12 protein-coding genes are annotated in these 13,957 nt (G+C 42.0%); 8 read left to right on the top strand and 4 right to left on the bottom strand.

From position 1 onward, the window contains the following. Positions 1-2 precede the first annotated feature (2 nt). Positions 3-452: a response regulator gene (locus tag DACSA_RS14105; protein ID WP_015230404.1), complete on the bottom strand. Its 450-nt coding sequence runs from the start codon at positions 450-452 to the stop codon at positions 3-5. 344 nt (positions 453-796) lie between these two features. Continuing rightward, complete coding sequence (locus tag DACSA_RS14100) at positions 797-2,203, bottom strand: sensor histidine kinase (protein ID WP_015230403.1); 1,407 nt, start codon at positions 2,201-2,203, stop codon at positions 797-799. A 139-nt stretch (positions 2,204-2,342) separates the two neighbouring features. Here DACSA_RS14100 and DACSA_RS14095 point away from each other — a divergent pair, with 139 nt between their 5' ends. From DACSA_RS14095 to DACSA_RS14085, 3 genes are all read left to right on the top strand, one after another. Continuing rightward, on the top strand, positions 2,343-2,798 hold the full coding sequence (locus DACSA_RS14095; RefSeq protein WP_015230402.1) for a DUF2214 family protein: 456 nt from the start codon (positions 2,343-2,345) through the stop codon (positions 2,796-2,798). 95 nt (positions 2,799-2,893) lie between these two features. Beyond that, positions 2,894-3,856 carry a glycosyltransferase family 9 protein gene (locus DACSA_RS14090; RefSeq protein WP_015230401.1) on the top strand — a complete coding sequence of 321 codons (963 nt, stop codon included), beginning with the start codon at positions 2,894-2,896 and terminating at the stop codon, positions 3,854-3,856. Next, positions 3,849-4,433: a D-glycero-alpha-D-manno-heptose-1,7-bisphosphate 7-phosphatase gene (locus tag DACSA_RS14085; protein ID WP_015230400.1), complete on the top strand. Its 585-nt coding sequence runs from the start codon at positions 3,849-3,851 to the stop codon at positions 4,431-4,433. Before DACSA_RS14090 ends, DACSA_RS14085 begins: the two co-directional genes overlap by 8 nt. Positions 4,434-4,742: 309 nt before the next feature. Here the strand turns inward: DACSA_RS14085 and DACSA_RS14080 are convergent, their stop codons facing one another. Next, entirely contained in the window at positions 4,743-5,210 is a 468-nt protein-coding gene (locus DACSA_RS14080; protein ID WP_015230399.1) for a DUF29 domain-containing protein, read from the bottom strand. Between the two features lie 64 nt (positions 5,211-5,274). On the opposite strand from DACSA_RS14080, the gene DACSA_RS14075 reads away from it, so the two are divergent. Next, positions 5,275-7,176, top strand: coding sequence for a S9 family peptidase (locus DACSA_RS14075; RefSeq protein WP_015230398.1), 1,902 nt, complete (start codon positions 5,275-5,277; stop codon positions 7,174-7,176). 1,115 nt (positions 7,177-8,291) lie between these two features. Further along, the gene (locus DACSA_RS14070) at positions 8,292-8,414 is read left to right on the top strand and encodes a photosystem II protein Y (RefSeq protein ID WP_015230397.1); all 123 of its coding nucleotides are present in this window, start codon (positions 8,292-8,294) and stop codon (positions 8,412-8,414) included. Between the two features lie 433 nt (positions 8,415-8,847). On the opposite strand, the gene DACSA_RS14065 is transcribed toward DACSA_RS14070, so the two are convergent. Beyond that, positions 8,848-11,376: a mannose-1-phosphate guanyltransferase gene (locus tag DACSA_RS14065; RefSeq protein WP_015230396.1), complete on the bottom strand. Its 2,529-nt coding sequence runs from the start codon at positions 11,374-11,376 to the stop codon at positions 8,848-8,850. A 278-nt stretch (positions 11,377-11,654) separates the two neighbouring features. Between DACSA_RS14065 and ndhO the strand changes: the two genes are divergently transcribed. The 3 genes from ndhO to DACSA_RS14050 all read left to right on the top strand — a co-directional run bounded on the left by ndhO (position 11,655) and on the right by DACSA_RS14050 (position 13,781). Beyond that, positions 11,655-11,870 (top strand): NAD(P)H-quinone oxidoreductase subunit O, encoded by a 216-nt coding sequence (ndhO, locus tag DACSA_RS14060; protein ID WP_015230395.1) that lies wholly within the window; start codon positions 11,655-11,657, stop codon positions 11,868-11,870. A gap of 77 nt (positions 11,871-11,947) precedes the next feature. Then, positions 11,948-12,487, top strand: a complete 540-nt coding sequence (locus DACSA_RS14055; RefSeq protein WP_051017326.1) for a PP2C family protein-serine/threonine phosphatase — start codon at positions 11,948-11,950, stop codon at positions 12,485-12,487. A gap of 85 nt (positions 12,488-12,572) precedes the next feature. After that, a complete protein-coding gene (locus DACSA_RS14050; RefSeq protein WP_015230394.1) occupies positions 12,573-13,781 on the top strand; it encodes a glutathione S-transferase family protein in 1,209 nt (402 codons plus the stop codon). Positions 13,782-13,957: the final 176 nt, after the last annotated feature.

Below are 13,957 nucleotides of genomic sequence, written 5' to 3'. Positions count from 1 at the left end.
CACTAGGGATCAGGGTAAATTGTTGGTAGTTGGCAAATTTGCCAATAATCATCAATGACTGCGATTGTTTCCACAAACTTATCAAATGTGACTGGTTTGAGGATATAACCCGCAACATTAAATTTATATGCTTCTACTTTATCTCGATCCTCATCTGATGTCGTCAGGATAATGACAGAGGTTGCTTTCAATGATGTATCTTTCCGTAGTGCTTGCAAAAATTCAATCCCTCCCATTTTCGGCATATTTAAATCTAACAGTACCAAACGATTATGGAAAGGCAGTTTTTCCGCACTTTCTCCTTTTAATAAACTTAAAGCCTCCAGACCATCTCGCGCTATAAATAATTGATGATCTTGGAGAAGATTATTTTTTTTGAAAGCTCGTTTCACCGTCATTCTATCAACTTCGTCATCTTCCACTAATAATATATTTAATTGCTTTTTTGACATTTTGGTTGCCAGAATTAACGTTCCAATCAATTATTATAACAAAAATTGTCTTAACAATTAAAGACTGGTCTCTTCCTCACTACTGATTTTTGATTTAGTGCCTCCTGAATAAACCTAAAACCTTTATCCAATCAGCTTTTAAGGCTTTTAATTCTTTGAAAAAGTGCAAGGGAATTGAACTCTCAATCGTCACGCACCCTGCATCAAAAAATTGAAATCTTACTTCTTACCTCTTACCTCTTACCTCTTGCCTTTTGCCTTTTGCCTTTTGCCTCTTGCCTCTTGCCTAAGGCAACTTGCCTTTTGCCTTACTACACCGAAAACATGAACTTTTTCAGCAAACCCTATTTAGACCAAGTAAAATGAAAACTCGTTCCTTTTCCTGGTTCGGATTCTACTGTGATTTTTTCTCCTTTATCGTCCATGATTTTTTTGATAATTGCTAATCCCACTCCTGTATTTTCTACCGTATCTCTAGCTTGTAAGGTTTGAAATATGATAAATATTTTCTCATGGAATTTTGGATCAATGCCAGTACCATCATCCGTAACGGTAAATTCATAGGCGTTTTCTTGTTCCTTAACAGTTATTGAAACTTTCCCATCTGCTCGATCGTGATGTTTAATTGCATTAGTAATTAAGTTGGTAAAGACTTGCTGTAAGGGTAAGGTTTCTGTCGTTATGGTGGGCATATTTGACCCAATTTCTACGGTAAATTCTTCAGGAATCTCTAGGGAATTAATAATTTCTTTTAATAAGTTTTCTACGTTAATGGTTTCTCGTTCCGATCGCACTCTTCCCACACGAGAATATTCTAAAATCCCATTAATAAACGCTTCCATGCGATGTACTCTTTTTCTTAATAAATCCATTTGATATTGAGTGTCAGTGTCTAAATTTTCCCCAATATCTTCTTCAATCCAACTGGAAAGATTTGCAATGGCTCGTAAAGGTGCTTTTAAGTCATGGGAGACAATATACGCAAATTGATCTAACTCTTGATTTCGTTTTTCTAACGTTCGACTGGTACGCGCAAGATAAGCATTACTTTCTTCGATTCGATCGGTATATTGGGAAACTTGACGCTCTAAATTAATAAACAAATAAATCCCTCCTATGGTTGCTCCTAAACCAACAATTAGCGCAATCCATTGCACTTGCGTAGTTCGATTTGCCCAGCTTTGAACGATTAATTCTAGTTGCTGTTGTGAGGTTTCTTGTTGTTCGATAAACGCTTCGATCGCCCTCTCTAAAGATTGAAATTGTTGCTCACTCCTTAATAAATTCTCATTCGTAAAGTTTACTTGCGGTGGAAACGTTTCCTCCTCTCTCACTAACTTAATCATTTGCTCTAATTGCTGATTTTGTCGCCTCGCTAACTGTTCAATTTTTGCCACCACTTCTTTCTCTTCCTGAGACGTATTTTTAACTAACATTTGCAGTTGATCATATTCTTGGTTGATCGTCTTTTGTACCTCTTGGTAATTCCTGAGAAACTTATCATTTTCCGTTAAACTATAACCACGCACTTCGGCTTCTGCTTTTTGTAACGCAAATAATAAATCATTCGTTGTTTCTAAAATTTTTCGGGTTTTTTGTTCTTGATTGCGAGCTTCGATCGTTTGTAAACGTAACCCAGCAATCATTAAAATCGCTGTCACCAAACACACCACAGGAAGTGCGATAATTATTCCACCACGCCACCTTAAATTAAAAATAAATAACTTTTTCCATCGCCGAGATTGCATCATATTAAGTTCGATTCTTTCTCAACCTACTTTCAATTATTTCTAGAATCAGACCCATATCATATCATCAACCTTTCGCAATAGTATAATTATATGAGTTGTAAGTTATATTAAGAAGCGAAGACATTAGAGAAAAAATATCATGTGGGACAGCGCGATCGTTGCTTATATTCATTATCTTAGTTTTGGTTTGATTCTGGCTTCCCTAATTGTGGAACGTCAAACTGTAAAATCAGAATTAACCATCACAGAAGGTTGGAAGATTCTGATTGCTGATGGCATTTATGGAACAGCCGCGACGGCGATTCTAGCAACAGGAGTGTTACGTTTGCTCTATTTTGGCAAAGGCACTGAGTTTTACACCGAAAATCCCGTATTTTGGGCGAAAATCATTCTCTTCTTCATCGTGGCTTCCATATCACTTTACCCAACGATTTCCTTTCTTCTCTGGATCGGAAACTTACGACAAAATATTCCCCCGAAACTCAATCCCTTTCGTGTTAAGTTAATCAACTGGATTATCAATCTCGAATTGCTTGGGTTTAGCAGTATTCCTCTACTTGCTTCTCTGATGGCACGCGGAATCGGGTTAAATTAGTTTCACCTTCAAGATCAAAGGGAGATTTCTGTTTATTGCCTCTCTCGCAGTTAAAATTAACTTGATTGCAATAACAGAAGGAAACAGCCACGATTATGCGTATTCTAACTCTTATCCCTGGCGGAATTGGGGATCAAATCTTATTTTTTCCCACCCTCGCTGACTTGAAAAACACCTACCCAGAAGCCAAAATAGATGTTTTGGTTGAACCTCGCTCTAAATCAGCTTATCGGGTTTGTTCTCATGTTGATGAAGTCCTACTGTTTGATTACAAAAATCGTAACAGTCTCGCCGATTATCTCAATCTATTAGGTATTATCCGCGATCGAGAGTATGAAGTCGCCCTAACCCTCGGTCGTCGTTGGACAGTAGGCTTTCTCCTTTGGTTAAACGGGATTCCGCTACGAGTGGGGTATGAAACTTCCCCCTCTTTCTTCTTTTCCCAAACCGTTCCCCTCAAAACCGAACAATATGCCGCCCAGATGTACCATGACTTGTTACAAGGGTTAAATATTAATACTCCTTGTCCTCCTTTAAGCGTGAATGTTCCTAAAAGCGATATTCAATGGGGAGAACAAGAACAGAAACGTCTCTCTATTCAAGATGGTAACTATATTGTGATTCATGGTGGTTCAAGTCAACTCGCCCAAGAAAAAGGGATAGATAAGGTTTATCCAGTTAGCAAGTGGCAAGAAATTATTGCTGATTTTCAAAGCAAACAGCCAGATTTACCGATCGTGCTTCTCCAAGGTCCCGAAGATGAACAATGGGTGGAACAACTATTAGAAGGGAATCCCAACTTAAAAATCACTTCTCCCCCTGATATCGGTAAACTGGCGCCAATGATTGCAGGAGGGAGTTTAATGTTATGTACCGACAGCGCACCAATGCACCTCGCGATCGCCGTTGGTACTTATACGATCGCCCTTTTTGGTCCCACTGACTCGAAAAAATTATTGCCTCCCGAAAATAAGGCTTGTCTTGGGGTAAAATCTCCTACAGGCGCGATCGCCGACATTGAAGTTAATTCTGTCTTAGAAAAAATTTGGCGTGGCTAAACCAGCAGTTTTCCTCGATCGTGATGGGGTTTTGAACCAAGAAGCGGGCTATCTCCATCAGATCGAAGATTTACATCTCATCCCAGGCGCAGCGCAAGCCGTGCGTCTTCTCAACGATCATCATCTGTTCTGTTGTCTGGTGTCTAATCAGTCCGGACCGGCAAGAGGTTATTATTCCCTCGACCATGTAGAAGCACTCCATGAACGTTTGCAGCAGTTATTAGAAACAGAAGCAAACGCCACCTTAGACGCGGTTTATTATTGTCCTTATCTGAGTCCTCAAGCAGGCGGCACCAACCCCAAGTTTACCGCTTGGAGTGCCTGGCGCAAACCCAATACAGGAATGTTGATTACCGCCGCTTGGAGATATGACTTAGGCTTGAAAGCCAGTTTTGTTATCGGTGACAAAGCCACTGACATCGATCTTGCTCATAACGCTGGTGCCAAAGGAATTTTAGTTCAAACCGGTTACGGTAAAGCCGTTTCTCAGGGAGATTATCAGCATCACACCATCCCTGATTACACCGCAAAACATTTGCTAGATGCCGTCCATTGGATTCTTCAAAATCATCTCTAAATCATCTTTACTAGTCGATTCAGTCCTTATGTGTTATAATAAAACCAGACGGCAAAATTTTTTCCCGGCACCATCTAGCTCTGAGTACAGATGGGACTCTGTGAGCAAACATCTATCCTGTCCAATTTTAATTGAGAATTATAAGCAAGTAGGTTGGGTGATAACCCAACACCAATTCTGAGCAAGCAGCAAGTAGGTTGGGTGATAACCCAACATCAAGAGATTGTAGATAACCCAACATCAAGAGATTGTAGGAATCGAGGAATATTTATTGATAACCCAACATCAATTATGAGCAATTACCTGAACCTAGTATGATTCAGGTAAAAATCCAAAATCTAATAACTGTTTCATAGTAAAAGGACAAGTTTTTGGAAAGGTTTCCGAAGATAATTTAGACTTTTGGATCGCTTTCAGTCGAGCTTTCTCATAAATTGGTTCTAACTTTTTTAAACCGTGACAATAGAGAGTTTTTGATTCCAATAAAGACTCTAACTCAATTCTAAAATTGTCGATTTCTCTTTCCCATCCTTTGGCGCACCACGCTTTTTCTGTTAACCAGTATTGATATAACAAAAGATGAATTAACAGGCGCAATAAATAACTTTCTACCTTGCGTCTCTGTTCATTTCCCAATGATTCTAATTCCTCTAAAAGATGTTCCCAGTCAAGATCATTTAACTCTCCTTGGCGAAGTAACGCTGTTGTTTGTTCTAACCAGAGAACAAAGTCTTCTTCATAAAGTCTTTTTAATTGTTGCACTGATTGAGTCAGCATTGTTTTTTAAAATTGGGTAGTAACATTGTAGCGTTAAGATAGAGAAGTCGTCTTGTAAAGTTTTATGACAGCAACAACAACTCCTTCCACTCAAACCCAATTACCCCCACTGATTCCTCGTTCTCTTCTGTTTGGTAATCCAAAACGCGCTCGTCCGCGTCTTTCTCCCGATGCCAAATACCTGGCTTATATCGCCCCAGATGAGAAAGATGTGTTACAAGTATGGGTGCGAACGATCGGGCAAACCGATGATAGACAAGTCACCGCAGACAAAAAACGGGGAATCCGTGCCTATTTTTGGACATACAAACCCGACCAACTGATTTATCTTCAAGATTCTGATGGCGATGAAAACTTCCACCTCTACGCCGTTGATCTCGAAAAGAATATCGTCCGCGACTTAACGCCATTTCAAGGGGTGAAAGCGCAACTGATCGATCTTGATCCAGAAACCCCAGACCAAGTATTAGTCGGTTTAAACTTGAACAATCCCCAAAAGTTCGACGTTTATCGGATCAATCTCAATAACGGTGCAGTGGAATTTGACAGCGACAACCCTGGAAACATCGTCAGTTGGACAGCAGACGCACAATTTACAATTCGCGCCGCCGTCGCCGCCACTCCCGACGGTGGATCAGATTTACTTTATCGGGAAACCCCTGACCAAGATTGGGAAACGTTGCGTCATTGGAGTGCAGATGACGAAGGAGGAGCGCTCAGCTTCTCTAAAGACGGAAAAACCCTTTATATCGTCGGCTCACATGAAGCCAATGCTCAACGCTTGCTCTCTCTCAACCTCGACAGTCGAGAAGAAACGGTCATTGCTGCGGATGACCAGTATGATGTGGGAGATGTGTTAATTCATCCCACTAAACGCCATATTGAAGCGGTTTCTTTCTATAAAGATAAGGAAGAATGGCAAGTGTTAGATGAAGCCATTGCCAAAGATTTTGAGGTACTGCGTCAACTGCGAGACGGAGAATTTGGCATCGCCAGCCGTGATTTAGCGGATAAAAATTGGTTAGTTGCTTATCTCACTGATGATGGTCCCGTTTATTATTATCACTATCATCGTGATACTCAAAACGCTGAATTCTTGTTCACCAACCAACCTGAATTAGAAGACCTCCCTCTGGCAAAAATGCAACCCACTTCCTATCAAGCACGAGATGGGTTGACGATTCATGGTTATCTGACCACTCCTGTGGGCGTGGAAGCGAAACAGTTACCGACAGTTTTATATGTTCATGGCGGTCCCTGGGCGCGAGATACTTGGGGATATAATCCCGCAGTGCAATGGCTGGCAAACCGAGGTTATGCCGTGTTACAGGTGAATTTCCGAGGGTCAACTGGCTACGGAAAAGATTTCCTCAATGCTGGAAACCGTGAATGGGGCGCAGCGATGCACGATGATCTGGTTGATGCAGTGGAATGGCTGAAAGCACAGGGAATTTCTGACCCCGATCGAATCGCGATTATGGGCGGTTCTTATGGCGGTTACGCCACCTTAGCGGGATTAACCTTTACTCCCGATGTGTTTGCTTGTGGTGTGGATATTGTTGGACCCTCTAACCTCGTTACCCTCATTAACAGTGTTCCCCCTTACTGGAAGCCGATGATGTCGATGTTTGCTCATCGCGTGGGAGATATTGAAACAGAAGAGGAGTTTTTAAAAGCGCGATCGCCGCTTTTCTTCGCAGATAGAATTAAGAAGCCTTTACTGATTGGTCAAGGAGCAAATGATCCTCGCGTTAAACAAGCTGAAAGTGAGCAAATTGTCGCTGAAATGCGAGAAAAAGGGAAACCCGTTCAATATGCGCTTTATACCGACGAAGGACATGGTTTTGCTCGTCCAGAGAACCGAATGCACTTCTACGCGATCGTTGAGAATTTCTTAGCGGAATACCTCAACGGACGTGCTGAGGAAATTGGGGAAATTGAAGGACATTCTGGCATTGTCAGTTAGCAAATCGTAGCAAATCGTAGGTTGGGTGAAGTGACCGCGTAACCCAACACCATTCCAATTAATGTGAGTCAATCGTAGGTTGGGTGAAGTGACCGCGTAACCCAACACCATTCCAACTGATGTGAGTCAATCGTAGGTTGGGTGAAGCTACCGCGTAACCCAACACTATTCCAATTAATGTGAGTCAATCGTAGGTTGGGTGAAGTGACCGCGTAACCCAACACCATTCCAATTAATGTGAGTCAATCGTAGGTTGGGTGAAGTGACCGCGTAACCCAACACCATTCCAATTAATGTGAGTCAATCGTAGGTTGGGTGAAGTGACCGCGTAACCCAACACTATTCCAATTAATGTGAGTCAATCGTAGGTTGGGTGAAGTGACCGCGTAACCCAACACCATTCCAATTAATGTGAGTCAATCGTAGGTTGGGTGAAGCTACCGCGTAACCCAACACCATTCCAATTAATGTGAGTCAATCGTAGGTTGGGTGAAGCTACCGCGTAACCCAACACTATTCCAATTAATGTGAGTCAATCGTAGGTTGGGTGAAGTGACCGCGTAACCCAACACTATTCCAATTAATGTGAGTCAATCGTAGGTTGGGTGAAGTGACCGCGTAACCCAACACCATTCCAATTAATGTGAGTCAATCGTAGGTTGGGTGAAGCTACCGCGTAACCCAACACCATTCCAATTAATGTGAGTCAATCGTAGGTTGGGTGAAGTGACCGCGTAACCCAACACTATTCCAATTAATGTGAGTCAATCGTAGGTTGGGTGAAGCTACCGCGTAACCCAACACTATTCCAACTGATGTGAGTCAATCGTAGGTTGGGTGAAGTGACCGCGTAACCCAACACCATTCCAATTAATGTGAGTCAATCGTAGGTTGGGTGAAGTGACCGCGTAACCCAACACCATTCCAATTAATGTGAGATTTCGTCACCTCGATCGAGTTTAGTGATTGTTTTGGGTTTATGTTGGGTTTCGTGTCCTTCACCCAACCTACAGCTGAATTTCTGTAATTCTTTGCGAAAATCTTGCCCTTGTCAGTTATTATGGTAGATAGAAGAATCATAAAAAGATGTTTAAAGCGAGAGGTAAAGATAAGTTATGGATTGGCGAATCGTAATCGTGCTTGCTCCTGTGTTACTAGCTGCAAGTTGGGCTTTATTCAATATCGGTGCTGTAGCAATTAGACAAGCGCAGGACTTTCTTAATAACCAAAACAGTTAAGGTGATTCCTTACAATAAAACAGTCAGAAAGCTATCCGTTTGAAACGGATGGATGAATGGCGAACAAAGACTTTAGTCTTCTGTGTCTGCTATAATGTACGAAACCCAAAGATGGTGAAAAACCCGTCAGGTTCATTAAAAAACCTTGTTAATACTTAAACAACGGAGTCTTGCTCGGCAGTATGAAAGTAACTTGCAAGTAATCTAGAAGTAGAGATACAGCTAAACTTTTGTTTAGCCGAGGTCTTTAGGGCATATTTGAGCGTGCCACTCCTTCGGGAGACTCCTTTCTAACACTCGATTTGTGATTTTAATTCATTGAGTTGTTTCGATTGGAATCCACGCGATTTTAATTCGTGGAGAGTTCAACTTTAATCTCATCTTTAAATTTCCCACATCCCCCTGTTAAAGGGGGACTTTTTGATCTCGGTAACTAGGCGTTAACCGCTTCTACTCCCTGTTCTTGATCAATGAAATCTTGCACTCGTTGACGATACTCTCGTAAGGCGTTATCAACCCAAGCGCGATCGTCGCCGTTAGCAAAAATATGAACCAACGGTTCACCCGCATCTGGTAACACGAGAACCCAATTATCCGTTTTCGGATCAATCACTTTCACCCCATCAATCAACTCTAATTCATCCGACGGATGAGTTTCCACCAGATAACGCATTAACGCTCCCTTCACCGTCCAGGGACAGCGCATGGTATAAGATTTATGGCAAACACGAGGTAATTCTGTCCGAATTTCAGCGAGGGAACGTTCTTGCACCGTCAACATTTCAATCAGTTTCGCAATGCAGAACATGGCATCAAAACCAGGATGTAATTCTGGGAAAATAAAGCCAGTTTCACCACTTCCCCCTAAAACAACATTTGGGTCTTGTTGACTGGCTTCCATGAGAGCCGTCGGACTTGCTTTAGTACGAATCACGTTACCATCGTGACGACGAGCAATTTGTTCCACTGCGCTAGAGGCATGAACGGGAACAACAACCGTGCTACGAGGATGAGCGGTCATCATCATGTTAACCATTAGTGCGGTGAGAATCTCACCCCGAATCGGTAAACCCGCCTCATCCACAAGGATTAACTGCTCTCCATTGGCAGCAACCTGTACGCCCATATTAGCTTTTAAGGCTTCTACCACTTGACCCAACTCATTGAGCAAAGTTTCTCGTTCTTCATTGGACAGAGCAGTTTGACTTAAACTCGCATTTAAAACCACCGCATCACAGCCAAACTTCCCTAATAAGAGAGGTAACACCGCACCAGAAACCGCATAAGCATAATCGATCACTACTTTCGCGCGACTGTTGTTAACGGCTTCTATATTCAGGTGATTTTCAAAACTATGACTATAAGCATCTAATACCTGTGCGGGATAAAATACTTCTCCAATTTCTGGAATTTGAGCCCGTCGTAAGTCTTCCTTAAAGTATGATCCCTCAATTTTCTTCTCTTTCGCCTTCGAGATATTAATCCCTTGTTCATCAATAAATTCAATCAGGAGATGATCATGGCGGGTGGGATGTAATCGCACATGAATCCCGCCGACAACAGAAAGCGTCGGAATTGTGGTGCGAGTAATCGGCAGTGCTGTCGCGTCTAGATTCTGCACATTTACCCCAGTTGACATTAAGCCAGCGACGAAAGAACGACTCACCATGCGAGAGACACTACGTTGATCACGGGAAATGCTCACTGTTGATCCCAGTTTGAGAGTTGAGCCATAGGCAGCACCTAACTTAACAGCAAATTCAGGAGTGATGTCAATATTAGCAATACCAGTTACTCCCTGCTGTCCAAAAAGATTGCGCTGCGCCATGTTGCCCCAAATCAGGTTAATGTTTAATGTTGCCCCAGATTCAATCTGTTTACTGGGCCAAACTCTTACGCCCTGACTAATTTGCGCCTCTTCGCCTACGGTACATAAAGCACCGAGAGTGACTCCTTCTTGAATATGGGCGCGTCGATCGACCCGTACCCCTCTAGAAATGGAACAAGCCCAGATGTGTGCCTGTTCGCCAATAATCACCCCATTCCAGATAATTGGGCTTTTCAGGTCAGCTTCCGCGCCAATGGTGACATTATCGCCGATTACTGTTCCCGCTTCAATATTTACTCTTGCGCCAATGCGACAGTTATTGCCAATTAAAACGGGGGCTTCAATATTCGCACTAGGATCGATCGAGCTATTTTCCCCGATCCAAATCCCAGGGGATTGTTCTTCATAAGCAAAATCAATTTTTACCTTGCCATGAAGTGCATCATATTGAGATTCTCGATAGGCTTCTAAATGACCAACATCGCACCAATATTCCTCAGAGACATAGCCATACATGGGTTCACCCTTTTCTAAAAGTAAGGGAAATAAGTCTTTAGAAAAATCGCATTCTTCTTGATCAGGGAGATATCTTAAGACTTCTGGTTCAAGGATATAAGTTCCTGTATTCACCGTGTCCGAAAAAATTTCACTACTGGAAGGTTTTTCTAAAAAGCGTTTAATCTGATGGTCTTGATCCGTAATCACCACCCCAAACTCGACTGGGTTGGGGACTCTGGCTAAAACTAACGTTGCTTTTGATTGTTTTTGTTTATGAAACTCGATCGCGGCGGAAAGATCAAAATCAGTCATACTATCGCCGCTAATCACTAAAAAGGTATCATCTAATAATTCTTCGACATTTTTAACACAGCCTGCTGTTCCCAGGGGTTGATCTTCCTCAACCGCATATTTCATCTGTACCCCAAACTCACTACCATCACCAAAATAATCTCGCATCACATCGGGAAGATAGTGTAAAGTTGCGATAATTTCGCGAATATCGTGGCGTTTGAGTAAATTGATAATATGTTCTGCCATCGGACGGTTGAGAACCGGTACCATTGGTTTCGGCAGGTCGCAAGTTAGGGGTCGTAGTCGGGTTCCCGAACCTCCAGCCATTAGCACTGCACGCATAAAACCTCCTTGAGATTACGAAAACAAAAATTTAAGGTATGGAGACTGACTCGGTTTTGTCTCCCCTCCCTTATGTTGACTCTTCTAATCAGCTTAAAAATAATATCTTGCTTTTATTAAATTCCTCATCTTCCTTTGATTAGATGTTTTATCAAACCAAATGACATGAAACGATCTTAACTTTCGCAACCGATGAACAACATCTATGGCACAATTGGTTAAAGAATTGTTGTAATGCTTAATTGTTATTCATTTAGATTATAGAAAAGATAGAAACTATGGCTGGAAAAGTTAAAAAAGGGTCTTTGGTGCGTGTTGTCCGTGAAAAACTAGAAAATAGCTTAGAAGCAATGGCAAGCGATAATCGTTTTCCCAGTTACTTATTTGAAAGCAAGGGAGAGGTTTTAGAAACTGAGGGGGATTATGCTTTTGTTAAGTTTTATGTCGCAACCCCTGGGATGTGGTTACGCTTGGATCAACTAGAAGCTCGATGATAAGGAATCGGTCGATCGCGCCTAATCAAGCTGGTGCAACGGATTAGATCACAAAACCGATTCATGCTCCAGTCTTAATGCGTCGCCTCCGTCGTCTTCTCGAAGCCAGTCGCGCCGAAAGAGAATTACAACGTAAAAAGGAGGTTTTGGAAGCGGAATTAAAAGCAGCAGCAGACTATGTTCGATCGTTGCTTCCTCTCCCCATTCAAACTTCTAAAATTCAAATTGAACAGGAGTTTATTCCCTCTTTAGCGTTAGGAGGAGATGCCTTTGATTACTATTGTTTAGATAACGAACATTTAGTCATTTATTTACTTGATGTTGCCGAACATGGCGTTCGTCCAGCATTGTTATCAGTTTCTGTGTTAACTTTGCTTCGATCGAAACTGGATAATACAACTCTCTCTTGTCAGTTATCTCCTCTAAAAAATGTTGATTTCTATCAACCCCAGACCATTTTAAGGGAATTAAATCGAGTCTTTCTTAGCGAAACCGATGAAGATTATTTTACAATTTGGTATGGAATTTATAACACAAAAACACAAGGGTTAACTTATGCGAGTGCTGGACATCCTCCTGCTTTGTTAATTAAGGATTCTCAGGTAACCCCCCGATGATCGGGGGGAACGGTTCATTAACTTTTTACAAATAACAAATAACAAATAACAAATAACGAATAACAAATAACAAATAACACCGAAAATGAAACCGCTAAGTTGGGAAGAATTAAAAACGAAAACAAACTTTAACCTCGATCGAGTTAACGGAAACACCAATTCTCATTCCCGTTTGCGTTTATTTGGTCAAAATGAATCAGAGGTGAGAGTTACTTTATATCGAGATCATCACGCTTGGTGTCCCTACTGTCAAAAAGTTTGGCTATGGTTAGAAGAGAAACAAATTCCCTATCGCATCGAAAAAGTAAGTATGTTTTGCTATGGGGAAAAAGAACGTTGGTATAAGCGTATTGTTCCTTCTGGGATGTTACCCGCGTTAGAGTTAGATGGTCGTTTACTAACCGAAAGTAATGATATTTTAATCGCCCTCGAAGATGCTTTCGGTGTGCTAGGTTATAGCATGAAAGACTCGAAAGTTATCCCTCTGAAAAAGTTAGAACGACAATTGTTTCGCGCTTGGTGTATGTGGCTTTGTTCAGGGGCGCGATCGAGCAGACAAGAAGAAAAAAACCGCAAGCAATTTTTAGATGTAACGGAGAAGGTAGAAACTGCTCTCAGTGAGACACCAGGAGCTTATTTTTTAGACAACTTTAGCATTGTGGATGTGCTATTTACGCCCTTTTTAGAACGCATGAACGCCAGCCTTTTCTACTATAAAGGGTATTCCCTACGAGAAGAAAATCCTCACCTAAAACAGTGGTTTGCTGGAATGGAAGCGCGATCGACCTATCGGGGAACACAGAGTGATTTTCATACTCATGTCCACGATTTGCCGCCGCAAATGGGAGGATGTTACGCCAATGATGAACCCCAAACCAAAATTAATCAAACCCGAGTCGATGGTGGCCCCTGGCTGGGTTTACCCGATGTGGGTTATCCTGAACCAGAAACCTCCCGTGAAGAAGCACTCGATCGAGTTTTAAAACACCGTGAAAACTTAATCCGTGTTAATCCCATGGAGGATCAAAAATTTGACGAAGCCTTGCGCTGTGCTTTAAGCCACCTAATCACAGGAGAACTGTGTCAACCGCCTGCTCAGTCCGCATCTGGATTACGATATTTGCGCGATCGAATCAACGTCCCACGAGATATGTCAATCTATGCCGCGAAACGGTTGCGAGAGTCTCTAGAACAAACCGCCGCCTTAGTGGGAGAAGATCAAGGAACTCCGATTCCAGTTCAACATCGACGGGATCAAGACCCAGCTAACTTTAGCTTGACGCTCTCCCATTAAATCAAAGATAAAAAGTAGGTTGGGTGGAGCGAAGCGAAACCCAACACTAATCATAAGCAATTACCCGAGCTTGATATAATGCCATTTTCAAAACTTCGCCTGCCTTAGTAATACCAATTTAAAAGGTAAATGTTACATCTTGTAGGGTGGGCAAGGCAAACCCTACTTTTCCAAAA

This window comes from Dactylococcopsis salina PCC 8305 (assembly GCF_000317615.1).
In the GTDB taxonomy this organism is placed as follows: Bacteria; Cyanobacteriota; Cyanobacteriia; order Cyanobacteriales; family Rubidibacteraceae; genus Halothece; species Halothece salina.
This window is presented reverse-complemented; position numbering and strand designations above follow the sequence as displayed.